Genomic DNA, 17,975 nt, shown 5'->3' with positions numbered 1-17,975 from the left:
TTTTGAGATTTACTGGATGTTCTTTTAACATGTCATATGATTGTTCAACGAATTTGTTAACAAGATCTGCAGTATATTTTGCTTCTTCAGAATCATCTAGTGCTTTAACAGTTTTAGGTTTGTTCCCTTCATGTTTTGGATCTGCATCTGTAATTTTATCAGATAAACCTTCTCCTCTAAGTACAAGTACTGCTCTGTGTGCATCTGATTCTTTAAATATTATTTCGACATTATCATCAAGTTTCATTTGGTTAATGGTATCTGCAATTTCATCAGTTCCACTACTAATTCTTCCTGCACGTCTATCTATAACTGTTAAATCATCTTCTGCTGTTGCAAAGTTACATCTGAATGCTATATCACCCGGTTTTACTTCTACATGAACTCCTGCTGCTTCAAATGGTCCACGTCCGGTATATACTTCATATGGGTCATAACCTAATAAGGTAAGGTGTGCTGTATCACTACCTGGTCTTACTCCAGGTCTAATAGTATCCATAATTCCTGTTATTCCTTCTTCAACCATTTTATTCATGTATGGTGTATTTGCAGCTTCTAAAGGGGTTTTATCATCTAATTCTTTAACTGGGCGATCACCCATTCCATCAATTACAAATATAATTCCTTTCATTTTTTTCATGCTCCAATAGTTATTATAATGATACCAACTAATGCTCCAATTATTGTGGCAGATAAATTAACATGCTCATTATTAAAAAGCCCACTACGTTCTAATGTTGCACCCAAAAGACTATCGGCAAAACAGCCAATCATTCCTGCAAAAAGTGCTATTAATAAACTGTGGGTAAGTTCTGGAGATACATTTACTAAATAAGCAGTTAATCCTATTATTAAAGCTCCAATTAAACCTGCCGCAGTTCCAAGTGCTGATATACCACCATCAGTACCTGGTTTTACATGTTCTCTGCTAGTAATTAATATAGGCTTACTAAGTACTCCTATTTCACTTGCCATTGTATCAGCAGTAGCAGTAGCTATAGCTCCTATAAATCCAGCATAGTTTCCAAATAATGCCATTACTACAGGTACTATTCCATTTGAAACAACATTTTTCACTGTTCGTTGTTCATGTTTTAGGCCTATACGTCTTTTATAATCTGACTTAAATTTAGTAAATATAGATCCTAAAAATAGAAATAGTAATAATATTGCTAACCAATTAAATCCTCTTGTTATGACTATAAACATCCCAATAATTGTAACAAAAGATGAGCCTAGTAAATCAAGTGCACCGGAAAGGTATACTATGATTCCAAATATTACACAAATCATGAGGAATATTAATTGTATCATATAGTAATTTTTGTGGTTTATTAATATAATATGTTTTGATAAAAAATAAAGAAAAGTGGAAGGAGGTCAAGAATTTTTTAATATGTTTCCCTGTTGAACTTATTTGTTTAATACTTTTGTTTTTATAGTTTCAACTTTTTTGAGTGGGTAGATTTTTTTAGCTTCGTGGTATATGTTTGAAGCAAATTTACCTGTGATGATTTCTTTTACAAGTTCATCTAAATTCTTTTCAGCTGCATTTTCAACAATCATTCTGGTCATTGTTTCTCTGATAAGTTTTTGTTGTGATGATTTTGCTCTTTTTACGGTGATTGCTAACATGTGTACATTGAGTTTTACACCGTCTTTTGTTGTTGCATCGGTAATTGAATCGATACGGCTTGTTCCTCTTCTAATCATACTACGTGTGTAATCTGTAGTTACTTTGTGACCTGTGAATTTGGTGTATGCTTTTTCACCACTTACATGATCTACTTCGAAGAATAATTTAACGTATTGTCTACTGAAGTCTCCAGTAATTTCACGCATTGAAGTTTCGATTTTACGTCCAACTAACATTTCAGGTTCTCTAGCTGGGCTTGTTCCTAAACTTGCTTCTTCAAAATCTGCTGGTGCTAAAATTTCATACCATACTTTTTCTTTCCAGGTGTCACGTACTCGTCTTCTTGCTTTTGCCATTATATCACTATCTCCTTTTATTTTTTATGAATTATTATTAGTTTAATTAAATTTACAGCAAATCATCTCTTTTTATGCTGTAATAATGTTGGGTTTAAGATTAAATTAGTACCCCTACTAATTATTAGTTAAAATTATTGAAATCTATTAAATTTGAAAAGAATCCGTCAGGCCACTACATGGTAAATAAAACAAGATTTGTTTTTTATAAAAAAATTTAGATACTCATGACCATTTTTAAGTCATATTCTTTTATAATAATTCTTATCTTTGTAGAATCATAAATTACCATAGACCTAGTCTATATCTTATTTTAATATTATATTTTTTATATAATAAATACTTGTCTATTGGGAGAAAATTTTTTTTATTTAAATTAATTTTTATTTTAAAAAAAGTGAAAAAAGAGTAGTTCTTGAAAGGTTTTTATAAATTAAAGTTTATCCCAAATGTCATCGAAATTGTATCTACTGTTCTCAGAATTCTTAATTTCATTATCTATGTCTTTCATGAATTGTTCAAAATCGTTTGATGTATCAAATTCTTGTAAATGTTCTTCATCTAGGAATTTTTCTTGACCTTTTAACATAATTTCTTCATAGGAATATTCAGGGAAATATAACTGAGTATACAATCTTGAATTACTGTTTTGTGTACCTGGTAATGGTACTATTTGTGCATAGGGTTCAATATTTTCATAGAGTAATGTTTTAAGTTCTAACTTTTCTTTTAATAATTTATAAAGATTATGACATGTAAGACTAGGATAGCTTAATTTTAGTTCATTAGTTCTATAGTATATTAAACATTCATCATATCCATTAAACATGGGGTATCCTTTGATGTTGAAATGGGTTTTAAAGAAATTATATATTTTGCTACATTCTTCCACAATATCTTTGTTAAATCCAAGGTTAATTGATCTTCGTATGAACATAAATTTTTGAATATCGGTTAAATTGGTTATTTCTTCCATTATTATGTCCGTATTTTGTTTAAAACGGATTAATATTCCATTTTTTTCAGCATATTCTTCGTATTTGTCCATTTCGTTCAGGCCCCATCGAAGAATATTTTCTTCAGTATTGTAATTGTACAAACTTATATAAAACTCATTTTGCGGATAATTTTCTTCAATAAGTTCTTTGATTTCGTTGAGGGATCGAATATTGTAATTGGTGTATCCGATTTTCGTATTGCCTATGGTTAAAAACCTATTGAATTCAGTTCCGTACAAGTTTTCATATAGTTTGTACCAACTTTCATCTATTTGCATTATTGACACTCCTTTCAAGAATGGTTGTTATTAATAACTGATTTTTTAAAGCTTTAAAATCATTATTTTATGGTTAATTAAATATTATTTATGTTATTATAAATAATCTTTAAGCTATATTTGTTAAAATTAGATTTACTTTTAATCCATTAATTTTAACTTTAAATGATAGACAATATTAAGTTTTAAAAAAGTGTTAGTTATGGAGGTTATGTTACAATTTAATACTTGATTTTTTAATTTCCCTATTAATAAAATTATCAAGAGCATTTTCTACAAGGCCCTCTGATTCTATAATTTTAATACCCATTCTTTCAACTTCTGCTCTTGCAACCAGACCTATTTTTTCACAGATAACAATATCGCACCCTTTTATAGTATCTGCTGATTTTTCCCATTCTTCTCCTTCAGGTCTATGGTCTTTTGAGGAGAATAATATATTCTCATATTCAATATTATGGCTATTTTCATCATATTTATAAACAATAAAATATTCACAAATACCAAAATGTTCCAAATGTTTTCCGTTTTCTTTAACAGCCACACCAATTTTTTTCATTCGACGTGCCCCCTTAAACTCTACTAATATTATTTGTTGTAAGTTATTATTATTAATTAAGTCCTTATATAAGTATATGAATTCAAAAAAATGTAAAGTACATATAATATATTGTCATCCAAGTAAAAAATCAATAACTTATAAAATCAAGGAATCTTACATTAAAGGATTAAGTCAAAATAATATTGAGTATACTATAACTGAATTATACGAATCAAATTTTAATACTGATATTTCAGAAGAGGAATATTTAAGAGAAAATAATAACATAGAATGTCCTTTATCTGATGAAATCATTACAGAACAGAAAAAAATAAATAATGCTAATATATTAACCTTTATTTTCCCATTATTTTGGATGGATGCTCCATCAAAACTAGTAGGCTATTTTTCAAGAGTATTTACGAAAGGATTCAAATATGATTATGATGATGGGATAAATACTACAATGAAAACCATGGATGAAACAAATTTTTTAATAAGTGCAGGTAGCAGTTATGAAACTTTAAAAGAGGATGGTAAAATAAAAGCATTGGAAACAATTTTTATAAATGATAGGATGGCCGGAAAAACAGAAAGAACAAATATGTATTTTTTTACAGAAACAGCCTATGTAAAAGAAAAAGAATTGAATAATGAAGAAAAACATATAAAAAGAGCAGAAAAAATTGGAAAAGAGACTAGTTAAAATCTTCTGCTTTATATTCTGTTACTGGTTGTGTAGCATTTATTAAATCGATAACTTCATCCACATTAACTATTGTATTAATGCATCCATCTCTTAATAGATAAACTCCTTGTGGACAATAATTCTCAAGTGACATCATGGCGAGATTTAGGTCAAGGGGACAAGCCACACCGATAACTCCTTTGAATGGTCTCTTTTTAATAACATTTTTGATAAATGTTGAACCCGGAACGATGTACATGTCTATACCTTTTTTATCACTAACTGTTTTGATAATCCCTATGGAACAATTTCCGCAGTTAACACATTCAAGTCCTGATTCTCCAAGTTTTGCAGGACAATTGGGGGCTCTAAGACAATGGGGTAAAACCATTATAACATCTTTCGCATTTAATGTACGAAATTTATCTCTGTTAATTCTATTTATAAGGTCAATACTAATTTCATCAATTAATAATTCATTTAATTGGAACCATTTGAGTATTTTTTTAATGACAGGATATGTTAAATTAAGAGCAAAGAGTAATAATCCTGGAAAAATAAGTTTTTTATTTTTAATGAGGTATACTCCAAGAATTAGGGTAATGGCGATGAGTATGAGTAAAAGTATTAGGAGTATAACTACTATTTCGCCAAGTAATGTAAATAAGTTTAAATCCATATGAATAACCTTTAATTATATATTTCTACTTCATTTGTATTTAATCATATATTTTTTTTAAATAGAAATCTTTTTATTATTTGGAATAGATATATAATAAATACTATTCTAATAATTCATATTATTCTTTGTTTCATTTAGAGTAATATATTATAATAGAATTATTTATTCATTAAAAATTTTATTAAAGTTTAATATGACTAAAATTGTAATTTACCATTCAAAGGAATGTGATCCTAAGAGATGTACTTCTGTGAAGCTACATAAACAAAATAAGGTTTTTATCACGCATAATATGCGTAAAATACCTTATAATGCTATAGTATTGGATGCAGAAGCTAGTAAAGCAGTCTCTGTTGAGGATAAAGATAAAATTACAAAATATGGATTGTCAGCATTGGATTGTTCTTGGAAGAAATTGAAAAATTCTTCTTTTAATTTTAAATCTAAGAAAAATCACAGGTTACTTCCATTTCTGGTGGCAGCAAATCCAGTTAACTATGGAAAACCATGTATATTATCAACTGCTGAAGCATTAAGTGCTGCTTTATATATTGTAGGTTACAAAAATGAAGCTAGGGATTTAATGAATTCCTTCAAATGGGGTCCACACTTCATTTCACTTAATGAAAATTTATTAGAAGCCTATAGTGAGGCAAGTAATAGTACTGAAATTGTAAAAGTACAAAATGAATTCTTAGGAGGAAACTAACATGGCAAAATTTGAAGAAGCTGAAAACAGAATGTTCAACATTAAAATTTGTTTAAAATGTAACGCAAGAAACCCAGCTACTGCAAAATCCTGTAGGAAATGTGGTTACACTGGTTTAAGATTCAAAGCAAAAGAACCAAGAGGATAGATTAATCGTACTTTTACATTAGTACTTTTAATTTTTTCTTTATTTTAATCTCCAAAAAGTCTATTTTTAAAAAAATTTAAAAAATATAACTATTTTCATAGATTTTTATTTTAAAAATTAATTAATGTGTATATCCATTTTAAATCCTAATTTAAGGGAATATTATGAAAATCATTAAAAAAATAATTATTTGATGGAATGTCTGATGTTATGTCCTTATTTTTTAAAATATTATTTTTCATATTGTTCTAAGTATTTTTTAAAAAATGAAACTAAATTATTAACTATTTGTTATTGATGGATTAAATACTAATACTTTTTAAAATAAAGTATTTATCAAAGATAAATTTTCATTCATTTAATAGAGAGTAGATAATAATGAACGTTGAGAATTATATTAATGAAACATTAAAAGATCACAAAATGCATTTTACTTTAATAGATCCTGATGAACAGTCTCCTGAAGAAGCAGCTAAAATGGCACAAGCTGCTGAAAAAGCTAATTCTGATGGTATTCTTGTTGGCGGTTCTATAACAGATCAAGATGATTTAAATCTTACAGTTAAAGCAATAAAAGAAAACACAGAGTTACCTGTTGTGTTGTTCCCTGGAAATATTAGTGGAGTTAGTAAATTTGCTGATGCAATTTTATTTATGAGTTTATTAAATTCAACAAATCCTTATTGGATAACCGGTGCACAAGCATTATCTGCTCCTTCTATTAAAAAAATGGGGATTGAAACAATTCCTATGGGATACTTAATAATAGAACCGGGAGGAACTGTTGGTTGGGTTGGTGATGCAAAACCAATTCCTCGTAAAAAATCAGATTTAGCATTAGCTTATTCAATGGCAGCAGAATTTTTAGGAATGAAAGTAATATACTTGGAAGCAGGTTCTGGTGCAGATTCACACATCCCACTTGACTTCATAATGAAAGTTAAAAAATTAACAAATCTTATTTTAATTGTTGGTGGTGGAATTAGAACAGCCCAAGATGCAAAAGAAGTTAGTCAAGCAGGAGCAGACATAGTTATTACAGGAACAGTTGTGGAAGAAACAGAAGATGCTTATGAAAAAATTAAAGAATTAACTGATGCGATACATTAATTGTTTTAAATTATTCTTTTTATTTTTTTCTTTTAAAAAAACTTTTTTTATAAAAATTTTGAGACAGGGTAAATGATTTATTTTATAGATTAATGGAAAATTGTTATTTTTTCTCCATTATTTCTTTTATTTTTAAGTAATCTTCATAATGGTTAATATTCAATAACTCTGACTCATCGGATTCTTTTAATGCATAGAATTCAACACCATTTTTAATCATTTTTCTTAATATAGGGTTAAGATTATCATCCTCTCCTTGGACATAAGAATACATTAAATTACCATAACAACAAAAAGGCATGCCTAAACCTTCAGCACTATCTAATTTTCCAATTGCTCTACGTCTTAGGATAGTAATAGTGTTTTTTGGGTTAGGACTATTTTTCAATGTATTTATCATACGATTAATGGTGTATGAACTAAGTGTTGGCTGATCGGCAGCTGCAAATAGATAAAAATTATTTTTATTATATTTTAAAGCATTTTCTATCGTTTGGGATAAACCTACTTCTGGATTTTCGTTAATAATGATATTTACTTTATCTTCTAAATTATATTCTTCAAGTACCTTATAAATTTCATCTTTAAAGTGACCCAAACAAATATTAATTTTCTCAATATCTGAATTAAGAATTTGTTCAATGGTATGAATCAATAATGGTTTGTTATTTATTTCTAGTTTCAATTTATGAATTGGTTTTTTACCCATATTTTCAAAGTCTTTAATCATTCTAGAATTCTTACCTGCAGCGGTTATTATTGCATCCATTTTAATCATCTCTAAAAAAAGTAATATTAAAAAAAAGTGGGTGGGGTTTAGTTTGATGTAGTATTGTTGGTGGAATTGGAGGTTGAATTTAGAGTTGAATTATCTCTAATTTCATATATTTTGGTATATATTGCAGTATCTCCACTATCTCCTTCAGTCCACATAACTATTTTAATTGGATAATCTCCCTCATTTGATACTAATACATCAATAGTTGGTTTATATTCGTATAAAATTGCTTCATCAGCACCAGACATACCTACAGGTAATGGATTACCTAATGCTAAAACTGCGGATCTAAGAGATCTTCCTGGAGGACAAACTCCGTGAGCAGCACTACCTGAAGGAGCTTCTGATTCAGCAATTGATGTAAAAGTAACATTTTGTTTTCCATGAGCACTACCATGCGGTGGTATGAATGTGTTGTTCCAACCTGCTGCAAATTCTTTTGCATTGGCTGCACGAACTGCTGTAGGATAACCTGCTAAATATTCAACATAACTTAATCCACTACTTACTTCAACTTCAGAAGCATTATTATCATATACTAATACTGGACATCCTGGTGTATAGTTACGCATATAACCGTAAACACCTTCACCAAATAAATGAGTAATGTTGTCTTTTCCATATACATTGGCTCTGTTATCACTAAAGTTACCAAGATAGTAATCTACTGTAATGTTGTCACCATCATCTGCATCATCAAACCATGATTTTAGTTCAGCTGCTGTAACAAAGTCGGTTGGAACAGAATCATTATTAATGTCACTACCTTTAATGGTTTTGATAGTTTTATTTTGACGAACAAAGTTTATTGAATCTCCTGATTTAAATGCGTATGTATCTGCTTTTTTATAAGCCCAAACGACTTCATCAGTTTTTTCAACTTTAATTTTTCCCTTTTCGTCCATTACAACTTTACCTATTCCATCCATTTTACTTGAAATGTGACCATCTGCTGTGATATATGAATTATTATTAATCACGTCTTTTGGTGCTGCACCAGAAGCTATTGATGAAAACACACTAACTAAGTTTCCATGAATTAATGGTCTTGCAATATTCAATGGATTTGATGCTATTGGTTCTTTACGAATAGTAGAACCATCAATCAATAAATCACCCGGAATTACTGTACTACCATTTACTGCATTAATACTGTTGGTAGCATTAGCTGCACCTGTAAATTCGTTACACATAATTCCTGAAGCGACTACAGTTAGAAATAAAATTCCAATTAATAAATACGGATTGGTTAGTTTAGCCATTTAAGTATTAACCTCTCTAATTTTATTAAATTAATTTAATGAATTATAATAAAAAGATTTAAAATGATTTATTATATAATACTATATTTTATTTTTGATGATTAATATTATTTTTCTATAAATATTTTCATCTAATAAAAAAAGTAATTGAAAATAGATTAAAATAGTTTGGAGGTGATTTCGGTAATTTTGGATTGTCCATTACCGCCAATAAAGATTTTTTTATTTTTAGCCGTGTCTATGAATTTAATTATATTTTTAATTTCTTTAATAACCATTAAATCTTTGTTGTAACCTAATTTGTTCATGTATTGTACATAATCATAGGTAATATCATCCAAACCTGGGAATATTATTAGTGTATCGGGATTGTATTCTTTAACAAAATCTAAAATATTAAATCTGCAAGTTTCGTGTTTTCTTGGAGTTCCTATTATAACTATATCAAATTTATCTTCTTCAAGAACTGCTTTAAGTGCATCTACATTATCTGTTTTACCGGATACAATTTCATTACCATTATAATTAATTTTAATAGTTCTTCCTGCAACCGATTTGAATGATTTTAAATAGTTGTGTATTGTGTTTTCTCTAATTCCTAATTCTAAACAAGCAATTCTTGCTGCTTCAGCATTTTGAAGATTAAATGAACCAAATAAATTTAATTTTTCCTGATATTTGTCAAATAATAATGTTTTATTGCTTTTGTCAGTTATTTTTAAAAGGTTTTGATCATTTTTATTTAGGATGGCAGTTTTATTTTGTATAAACTCTCCTATTTCTTCAGTATAATGTTCTATGGAACCATGAACATCCATATGATCATAACCAATATTCGTTGCAACAACCAAATCAATATCAAACACATAATCACAGAATGCTAAAGTCATATCACAGACTTCAATGACCATAAAATCATATTCCTCTTCATTTGCCTTAAGGACTAATTCGGTATATCCTGAAAAACCCCCTCCACCATTTCCTCCAAGAACAACTTTAAATCCGGCATTACTTAAAATATGGTAAATCATATGGCTTGTTGTGGTCTTTCCATTAGTTCCTGTTACGGCTATTGTTTTAATATTTTTATGTTTAGTCATTACATCGGAAAGGAATATATTTTTTTCAATAATTTTTTTGCAGATATCCTTATCAAATAAACTGGGACTGACAGAAACGGCTTCGGATTTAAAAATTTTGTCTAAATTATGACTTCCAATTTCTAAGTCTAATAGTTCAGTATTAATCTTCTTTTGGTTTAATATGCTTAAATCTATTTTTCGATTAATGTCTGAAGCATAAACTCTATGTTCTCGTTTTAACAGGGCAATTGTCGCCTGTTGTCCTTCCACGCCTAAACCCACAACACTAATATTCATTTTATGAACTCCTTTTTTCCATATATAATTACTTTTAAAATTTTTAATATTTAGTTTTATTTAAAAAAATAATGATTTTAAAAAAAGAAGCCACATTTAAATATATCAATATTGATAATAATTATCATTGATATAAAATAATTTAGATTAAAATATTTTATAATAATTATTTAAAAAATATGATAATTCAGTTTAGGGAGTTTTTAAATGAAAAACTTAACAAAAGAAATAGTTAAAAAAATAAATGATATTAAACAGCCAATTAAAATTATGCACGTATGTGGTTCACACGAACATACAATTATGTATAATGGTATTCGTTCAATGTTACCTGAGGAAGTACAAGTTGTAGCTGGTCCGGGATGTCCTGTTTGTGTGGTTCCGGCAAGGGAGATAGATGAATGTGTTGCATTAGCAGAACAGGGAGTTACGGTCACTATTTTTGGTGATATGTTAAGAGTACCGGGTACTGAAAAATCATTGGCAGATGCAAAAGCAGAAGGTGCTGATGTAAGGATTGTTTATGGTATTGGGAATGCTGTAGATTTAGCAAACGAAATAGATAATGAAGTAGTATTCATGTCTGCTGGATTTGAAACAACAGCACCAACAACTGCAAGTGAAATGTTAAATAATCCTCCTGAAAACTTTTCTGTATTAAGTGGACACAGATTAGTACCACCTACTCTTGATTTCTTAGTACATGACGAGGTTAAATTAGATGCTTTAATAGAACCAGGACACGTATGTACTATTATTGGAACAAAACCATTTGAATTTTTATCTGAAAAATATGGAATACCTCAAGCAGTAGCTGGATTTAATCCATTAGATATATTATATTCAATTTATCTCATATTAAAACAGAAAAAAGAAGATAATCCGAGAATTCAAAATGAATATAAAAGAGCAGTACGTGAAGAAGGAAATGTTAAAGCAATAGAAGCTATGGAAGAAGTGTTTGAAGTAACTACTAAAGAATGGAGAGGTTTCCCAGAAATACCAAATTCAATATATGAACTTAAACCAGAATTTGATGACCATAATGCAAGGAAAAAATTTGATATGGAGTTGCCTGATACTCAAAATGTACCAACAGGATGTATTTGTGGACCTATTTTAAGAGGAATGGCAAGACCAGAAGATTGTAAATTATTCCGTGGTGAATGTAATCCATTACATCCTATCGGAGCTTGTATGGTAAGTAAAGAAGGTACATGTAATATTGCTTACAGATATTCTAAAATGGATGATTAATTTAGAGTTGATAAAATGGATTATGTAGTTGATGATATTATAACAAAACTTTCGGATAAAGTAGATTACTCTGAAGTATATTTAGATACTGAAAAAGTAACTGAAATATCCGTGTTAAATGATGCTATAAATTATGCTAAAGAAGAAGATGTTACAGGTATAGGTATAAGAGTAATTAATAACCAACAACAAGGATTTTCTTATACAACCAATATCAATAGAATTGATGAAGTAATAGAACAAGCAATAAAAAATTCCAAACTAAATAATCCTGATGAAAATGTAGCAATTATTGAAAAACCAAAAGGATACAAAGAGGTATCTGGATTATATGATAAGAGAATTGAAAATGTTACATTACAAGAAGCGATTGAAACTTGTAATGATTTAATCGAAATGGTTAAACAAAAAGATTGTCAACCAACTTCTGCAGAATATGAAGTAAGCGTGGGGAAAACAACTATAGCCAATTCAAATGGTGTTTTTGCTAGTGAAGAACAAACTGGTAGTGGAATCTCTGTTTCTGTAAATGTTGAGGATGGTGACGGATTTTCAAGTGCTTATGCATATGATTTAAGTCATGGTAAAGAATTAGAAATAGAAAGAATTGTTCAGGAATCAACAGATTTGGCTAAAGATTCTAGAAATGGTCAACCTACAGAAACTAGAACCACAAATGTTGTGTTGGATTATTTTGCAATTTCTTCATTATTAAGTACTTTTTTATCTGCATTGAGTAGTGAAAATATTCAAAGGGGAAGATCTTATTTCCAAGATAAGTTAAATGAAATTGTAACTTCAGAAACTTTCTCTTTATATGATGATAGTACAATTCCTGGCGCTAGAGCTTCATCCAAATTTGATGATGAAGGTACGCCCTCACAAAAAACTGAATTAATTAAGGACGGGGAATTAAAAAATTTCATATATGATACTTATCATGCTAATAAGGATGAACGTGATGTTGAAACAACAGCTAATGCAACTAGGGCAGGATATAGTTCAGTACCTTCTGTTGGTTTTACAAATATTAATACAGAATTTAAGGAATTAACACAAGTATCTGACATAATGGATGGTATAACAGTACATAGTGTGATGGGAGCACATACTGCTAATCCAATAACTGGTGATTTTTCTGTTGAAGCGAGAAATGCTTTTGAAATCAAAAATGGTGTAATTACTAATCCTATTAAGAAAGCAATGATTTCAGGAAATATTTTTGAAATTATGAAAAACGCTACTGCAGCGACAGAAGAAATCAGGCAAGTAGGATCTTTAATAACTCCTAAGGTGCTTGTAAAAAATTTAAGGGTGATAGGTTAAACTATCTTTAAAATGCTTAATTTTATGATATTCTTTAAATTTTTCTTTTTTTTATTAATAATCTATTTTTTTATATTTTATACATTTTTTTATTATTAATCTTAGGATTTAAATATTATAATGAATATATAATTATTTAATATAAAATTCTAATTTGCAATCTAATAGAATATTCTAAATTCAGGGTATTATAATTTAATTAAATTTTATTCATACTATTTTAGTAATTATTTAAAAAAAATGAAGGAGTAAAGTAAATGTTTTGTAAAAAATGTGGGTCAGAAATAAGTGAAAGTAATGAAACTTGTCCTAAATGTGGTACATTTCTAAATGATAAATTTGCTACAGAAGAATACGATCCTTTATTAGCTTTAGATAAAGTAGAAAACGTAGAAGATAATGTAATTTGGCAAGAAGCACCTTTAGGTGATGATGCAATAATATTAAATGCTGAAAATGTGGAAAAATCTTCAGAACCACTTATTAAAGAATCAAATGTGGATGGATCTTTTGTTGAAGAATCAGTTGAAAAAATTGAAAACGAAGAAAATAATTATAAAGGAAGTGTGGCTCAAGGGTTACGGGCTGCAAAATCTACAATAGCACATCCAATCAAGCCAAGAAAAAGAATTAAACCTAAAAGTGAACCTTCAAAACCAGAAAATTCCCAAGTTATTGAAGCTCCTGTTGAAGAAACCAACATAGAACATTCGGAAAGCGTTGAATCAATTGTTGAAGAAGTACCTCAAATGGAAGAAACAATACCTGTATCAGATACTATGGAGACAAATATAATAGAAGAAACTGTTGTTGAAGAAGTGGAAGTTCCTAAGGAAACCGTTGTTGAGGAAGAAGTACCTGTAGTTGACGTTGTTGAGGAAGAAGTTGTTGTAACCGATGATTTAAACAATTCATCAGTAAATGATGATGAAGTAATAGATATTTTTGATGACTTTGTCGTTGATGATTCAATTGTTATTCTTGATGAAACTCCTGAAATAATTGAAGAAGTTCCAGAAGTTGAAGAAACAACCCAAGTTCCTGAAGTGGAAGTTCCTAAGGAAACTGTTGTTGAAGAAGTTCCTGAAGTTGAAGAAACAACCCAAGTTCCTGAAGTGGAAGTTCCTAAGGAAACTGTTGTTGAAGAAGTTCCTGTTGTTCAAGAAGAAGTTGTTGAAGAAGCAATGATTGTGGATGATGTTGTTAAAGAATCCATAGTTGATAATGAAATTACTCCTGAAGAAGCACTTTTCGAAGAAAATTTCTTTGAAGAAGAAAGTGATATTGATGAACCAATAATTGAACCTATTGAAACTCCAATAATGGAAGAAGTACAAACAAAGCTTGAAGAAATTGCAAAAACTGAGGAAAAATTAGAATCAACTGAAGAAACAATCATTGAAAAAGATACTGCTGATAAAACAGAATTGGCATCAGGAGTTGCAGTTGCAGGTGCCGCAGTTGCAGGTGCTGCAGCTAGAGCAAAACAAGCTACAACTTATGAAAGTGAAAAAACAGTTGATGATACTATAATAAAATCAATTGATGAGACTACACTTGATAAAGAAAACTTAAAAACTGTTGACGATGACAGGGATTTAGCTATAAAATCTAAATTTAATACCTATTTTGATGATGAAGATTATGAAGAAGGTGCTGTTGATGAAAATATTAATAGTTTAACTAGTAAAATAACAACAGTTTTAATTATCTTATTAGTTTTAATAATTGCAATAGTTGTAGCAACATTTTTGTTACAACAAATTGGATTATAATTTAACCACCTTTCTCTTTTTTATTACTTTTAAAATATTTATAATATTTTGATAAATAATATATACTATGGTACTTAATGATAGACGTCGAGATTTGTCACGTATAAATGATATTGTTCATGTTCTTATAAAACATGGTTTTGAATCATTTGCTCTTTATATTTCTAATAAAAATGCTAGAATTCCATTTATAAACAGAAATATCTCAGAAGATATGCCAAGTGATGCTAATGTAAGACTGCGTTTTGTTTTACAGGAATTAGGAACTACTTTTATCAAACTTGGTCAAACATTAAGTACATATCCTGAGTTAATAGGTTTTGATTTAGCTCATGAATTATCTTTATTACAAGAATCTGCACCAGTAGATGACTTTGAAGTAGTTAAGGAAATTATTGAAAGCGAATTTTCCCGACCACTGGATGAAATATTCGATGAATTTAGTGAAGAACCTATAGCGTCCGCAAGTATTGGTCAAGTACATACTGCATTTTTAAATAACAAATATGTTGCTGTTAAAGTTCAACATCCTGGTATTAAAAAAACAATTAAAAGTGATATAAGAATTATGAATATCATTGCAAATAGGCTGGATAATCGGTTGGATATTGCAAAATCATATAATTTACCGGGATTAGTTGATGTATTTGAACGTGATATTAAAAAAGAGCTGGATTACAAATTTGAAGCAATGAATGCTATTCATTTGTATGATTTATTAAAAAATGATGATATTTACGTTCCGAAAGTTTATAGAGAGTACACCACAAGTAAAGTTTTAACAATGGAATATGTTGATGGTGTTAGTTTAAACACAGTACTAAAATCTAAGGATGATAAATATGATAAAGAACACATAGCATTGCAAGGTGCTGATTCATTTATAAAACAAATTTTAGAATATGGTTTTTATCATGCAGATCCTCATCCAGGAAATATTTTTGTTTTAGAAAATAACAACGTTGCCTTTGTAGATTTTGGAATGATGGGTCATTTAGATGATGACTTAAGAGAAGATTTAGCAAAACTATTCATATTTATTTCTGAAGGGGATGCTAAATTATTAACTAAACAATTAATGTATATGGGAATAGTCGATGATTCTAATGATTATAAAGAAATAGAATATGAAATTCTACAATTATTGGATAGGTATTATGGAATTCAATTTAATGATATATCTGGAGTTCTACGTGGATTAATAGAAGATGATTTATTAAATGAATATGGTGTAATTTTACCAAGGGATTTGATGATGGTTATTAGAACATTATCTATGATTGATGATGTTGGAAGATCATTAAAACCAGATTTTAATACTACGGAAATAGTCAAACCATATGCATTAAAATTGTTATTAAATACTGCTAAACCTAAACGATTGATGTCTAAAACAGCATCAACAATAATGGATGTTGAACATCTAAGTAAGAAATTGCCTGCATCTTTATTAAACTTTTTCAGTGTTGTTGAAGATGGACATTTAAATATAGCATTAGATATGGAAGAAGTTGATAGAATAAATGCCATAACTTCTCGTATAGTTAATGAAATAGTTTTAGCAATTATTACTGCAGCATTGTTAGTAGGTTCGTCATTAATTATGGGTATTGATTCAGGAATACATGTATTGGGTTATCCTATATTGGGGTTCATAGGTTTTACATTCAGTGCAATAATAGGTATTGTGTTGATTGTTATGATTATACGTGGTGGAAACTACTAAATATAACTTTTTTTTAAAAAATAGATAAATAATTGGGGATTATTTAAAAGAAACTATCAAGACTGGTTTGTTTCTCATTATTCATAATTTGTTCTTCAGAATATCCAATAGATTCTAAAATACGTAGTGTTGCTGGTAATACTTGGTTTTGAATATAATATTCTGGATCATATTCTTTATTACCAATAAGTTCTATTGGTTCAGCTCGCTTACTAATTGGTTGATTGCCTTTAGTAATTATATAACGAATTATTGAACCACTTGTTACTTTTTGACCACTTAATCTTAGTTTTTCAGCAGCTATAACATGTGGTGCGATCTGTTTATAATGTTCTGGTTTTTTAGTTAATTTAGTATGGATAACTAAATCTTCATTTTCTACTTCACCACTATTCAAACGTTTAATAACGTTTTTCACTATTTTTTTAGCTTTTTTTGGTGAAGCATCTTTTAGGATAGCTTCCAACACATCGTGTTGTGTGTTTTTAGCTACTGGTGCCCAGTCTCTACGAACGAGTTCTAAACCTTTAACTGTAATTTCATCATCACATATGACAGCATATCTTTTTTTAGATACAAAAAAACCTCTGTCGTAGTAACCTTCCAGTTCTAATTCCATATCATCTGGAAGATCATGGTTTATGGAGCTTAATAGCTCCGTTACCCGTTCTTCAATTATTTTTGGAATGCTCATTCGATTAATACACCGTTTACGATTCCTTTTTGACCTGGTCTTGAAGTGATTTTTACTTTACCGATTTCAGTTTCTACAACTGCACCTTTTGTAACAATGTTCCTTCTTACAAAGTGAGTGTTAGCTGAGTTTTCGAGTACTGTAAGAATTTCAACGTTTTTACTAGAGTTGTCTTTAGGATCAATAACATTGATTCTGTTTGCAACTGTTGCTCTGGTTTTAGTACCATTTCCTCTTACAACAATTTCTTTTTTAACTTCGTCTCCGATTCTGGTTTCTGCTGGTGTTCTACCAAATTCAAAGCTTCTTTTATTTCTGTTTCTTCTGGATCTAGCTCCAGATGGTTTTCTTAATGAACTTCCTTGCCAAATAGCCATATTTTCACCTCTAATTTTGTTCCATGTGTTACATGTTTAAATAATTGATAATTGATATAAAAATCCGATAATACTTCTTAAAACTATGTTTTTAATAGTATGATTACTTTTGAAGTATTATTATAGTATACACTATTTTACAATAATATTATAATATATTCTTTCTTTAATATTTATATTTTTGGTTATAGTTAAAAATAGAATTTTAAATATTATGAATAATATATATTATACTAATAGAAATTAAGAAAATAG

Annotated in this window: 18 protein-coding genes and 1 pseudogene; 8 read left to right on the top strand and 11 right to left on the bottom strand. The window is 29.0% G+C overall.

The features are described 5' to 3' along the window. From QZZ11_RS01845 to QZZ11_RS01825, 5 genes and pseudogenes are all read right to left on the bottom strand, one after another. A pseudogene (locus QZZ11_RS01845) lies at positions 1-631 on the bottom strand (phosphoglycerate mutase); the annotation flags it as partial. A gap of 5 nt (positions 632-636) precedes the next feature. After that, a complete protein-coding gene (locus QZZ11_RS01840; protein WP_292473028.1) occupies positions 637-1,314 on the bottom strand; it encodes a TIGR00297 family protein in 678 nt (225 codons plus the stop codon). Between the two features lie 99 nt (positions 1,315-1,413). Next, positions 1,414-1,992: a 30S ribosomal protein S3ae gene (locus tag QZZ11_RS01835; RefSeq protein ID WP_292473026.1), complete on the bottom strand. Its 579-nt coding sequence runs from the start codon at positions 1,990-1,992 to the stop codon at positions 1,414-1,416. 433 nt (positions 1,993-2,425) lie between these two features. Continuing rightward, positions 2,426-3,268, bottom strand: a complete 843-nt coding sequence (locus QZZ11_RS01830) for a hypothetical protein (protein WP_292473024.1) — start codon at positions 3,266-3,268, stop codon at positions 2,426-2,428. Positions 3,269-3,482: 214 nt separating this feature from the next. Next, a complete protein-coding gene (locus tag QZZ11_RS01825; protein WP_292473022.1) occupies positions 3,483-3,827 on the bottom strand; it encodes a NifB/NifX family molybdenum-iron cluster-binding protein in 345 nt (114 codons plus the stop codon). A gap of 76 nt (positions 3,828-3,903) precedes the next feature. Here QZZ11_RS01825 and QZZ11_RS01820 point away from each other — a divergent pair, with 76 nt between their 5' ends. Further along, positions 3,904-4,515 carry an NAD(P)H-dependent oxidoreductase gene (locus tag QZZ11_RS01820; protein ID WP_292473020.1) on the top strand — a complete coding sequence of 204 codons (612 nt, stop codon included), beginning with the start codon at positions 3,904-3,906 and terminating at the stop codon, positions 4,513-4,515. On the opposite strand, the gene QZZ11_RS01815 is transcribed toward QZZ11_RS01820, so the two are convergent. Then, complete coding sequence (locus tag QZZ11_RS01815; protein WP_292473018.1) at positions 4,508-5,176, bottom strand: DUF116 domain-containing protein; 669 nt, start codon at positions 5,174-5,176, stop codon at positions 4,508-4,510. The two genes, QZZ11_RS01820 and QZZ11_RS01815, sit on opposite strands and share 8 nt — an antisense overlap. A gap of 196 nt (positions 5,177-5,372) precedes the next feature. Here QZZ11_RS01815 and QZZ11_RS01810 point away from each other — a divergent pair, with 196 nt between their 5' ends. From QZZ11_RS01810 to QZZ11_RS01800, 3 genes are all read left to right on the top strand, one after another. Beyond that, a complete protein-coding gene (locus tag QZZ11_RS01810) occupies positions 5,373-5,888 on the top strand; it encodes a DUF367 family protein (protein ID WP_292473016.1) in 516 nt (171 codons plus the stop codon). A 1-nt stretch (position 5,889) separates the two neighbouring features. Then, complete coding sequence (locus QZZ11_RS01805) at positions 5,890-6,036, top strand: 50S ribosomal protein L40e (RefSeq protein WP_011406868.1); 147 nt, start codon at positions 5,890-5,892, stop codon at positions 6,034-6,036. Between the two features lie 378 nt (positions 6,037-6,414). Continuing rightward, entirely contained in the window at positions 6,415-7,146 is a 732-nt protein-coding gene (locus tag QZZ11_RS01800) for a geranylgeranylglyceryl/heptaprenylglyceryl phosphate synthase (protein ID WP_292473009.1), read from the top strand. 103 nt (positions 7,147-7,249) lie between these two features. Here QZZ11_RS01800 and QZZ11_RS01795 read toward each other — a convergent pair whose 3' ends face one another. The 3 genes from QZZ11_RS01795 to QZZ11_RS01785 form a co-directional block, all read right to left on the bottom strand. Beyond that, a complete protein-coding gene (locus QZZ11_RS01795; protein WP_292473007.1) occupies positions 7,250-7,915 on the bottom strand; it encodes an NTP transferase domain-containing protein in 666 nt (221 codons plus the stop codon). Positions 7,916-7,962: 47 nt separating this feature from the next. After that, entirely contained in the window at positions 7,963-9,186 is a 1,224-nt protein-coding gene (locus QZZ11_RS01790) for a hypothetical protein (protein WP_292473005.1), read from the bottom strand. A 158-nt stretch (positions 9,187-9,344) separates the two neighbouring features. Continuing rightward, positions 9,345-10,565, bottom strand: coding sequence for a Mur ligase family protein (locus QZZ11_RS01785; RefSeq protein WP_292473003.1), 1,221 nt, complete (start codon positions 10,563-10,565; stop codon positions 9,345-9,347). A gap of 207 nt (positions 10,566-10,772) precedes the next feature. On the opposite strand from QZZ11_RS01785, the gene hypD reads away from it, so the two are divergent. From hypD to QZZ11_RS01765, 4 genes are all read left to right on the top strand, one after another. After that, entirely contained in the window at positions 10,773-11,822 is a 1,050-nt protein-coding gene (hypD, locus tag QZZ11_RS01780) for a hydrogenase formation protein HypD (protein ID WP_292473001.1), read from the top strand. A 15-nt stretch (positions 11,823-11,837) separates the two neighbouring features. After that, a complete protein-coding gene (locus QZZ11_RS01775; protein ID WP_292473000.1) occupies positions 11,838-13,148 on the top strand; it encodes a TldD/PmbA family protein in 1,311 nt (436 codons plus the stop codon). 257 nt (positions 13,149-13,405) lie between these two features. Further along, positions 13,406-14,923: a zinc ribbon domain-containing protein gene (locus tag QZZ11_RS01770; RefSeq protein ID WP_292472998.1), complete on the top strand. Its 1,518-nt coding sequence runs from the start codon at positions 13,406-13,408 to the stop codon at positions 14,921-14,923. Between the two features lie 67 nt (positions 14,924-14,990). Next, positions 14,991-16,649: an AarF/UbiB family protein gene (locus QZZ11_RS01765; protein ID WP_292472996.1), complete on the top strand. Its 1,659-nt coding sequence runs from the start codon at positions 14,991-14,993 to the stop codon at positions 16,647-16,649. 43 nt (positions 16,650-16,692) lie between these two features. Here the strand turns inward: QZZ11_RS01765 and QZZ11_RS01760 are convergent, their stop codons facing one another. Together QZZ11_RS01760 and QZZ11_RS01755 are read right to left on the bottom strand one after the other, a co-directional pair. Then, positions 16,693-17,343 carry a DNA polymerase domain-containing protein gene (locus tag QZZ11_RS01760; protein WP_292472994.1) on the bottom strand — a complete coding sequence of 217 codons (651 nt, stop codon included), beginning with the start codon at positions 17,341-17,343 and terminating at the stop codon, positions 16,693-16,695. After that, the gene (locus QZZ11_RS01755; protein ID WP_292472992.1) at positions 17,340-17,720 is read right to left on the bottom strand and encodes a 30S ribosomal protein S8e; all 381 of its coding nucleotides are present in this window, start codon (positions 17,718-17,720) and stop codon (positions 17,340-17,342) included. Before QZZ11_RS01755 ends, QZZ11_RS01760 begins: the two co-directional genes overlap by 4 nt. Positions 17,721-17,975: the final 255 nt, after the last annotated feature.

Source organism: Methanosphaera sp. (assembly GCF_016282985.1).
Lineage (GTDB): Archaea > Methanobacteriota > Methanobacteria > Methanobacteriales > Methanobacteriaceae > Methanosphaera.
Note: the sequence above shows the minus strand (reverse complement) of the source record. Positions and strands in the feature narration are given on the sequence as shown.